This window comes from Brevibacterium sp. HMSC24B04, from assembly GCF_001806835.1.
GTDB classification, from domain to species: Bacteria; Actinomycetota; Actinomycetes; order Actinomycetales; family Brevibacteriaceae; genus Brevibacterium; species Brevibacterium ravenspurgense.
The window spans coordinates 17044-17358 of record NZ_KV786084.1 but is presented as its reverse complement, the minus strand read 5'-3'; positions in this window follow the sequence as shown (position 1 = coordinate 17358).

Below are 315 nucleotides of genomic sequence, written 5' to 3'. Positions count from 1 at the left end.
CTAACGGGAGTTTCTCTTGCTAACCGGTGTGCCCAGCTAAAGAAGGCGCCCACACCAACAGACAAGCCCCACCCCCAACCACAGAACGAGGTGGAGGCCCGGTGCCGACCGGGGCGGCACCTCGTACTTTGACTAGGGCAGCACTAGCTCAGCCCGGCAGACCCACCCAGCCTGCCCAGGCACCTCGCCCCCCGCCGCATTCTTTGTCCTGCCGGCGCATTTTCGGCCCACAAAAACACCCCTTAGCCGGAATTTTCGCTTTAGCCGCACACAAACACCCTTTAGCCGGGATCTGCGCTTTAGCAACCACTGCTA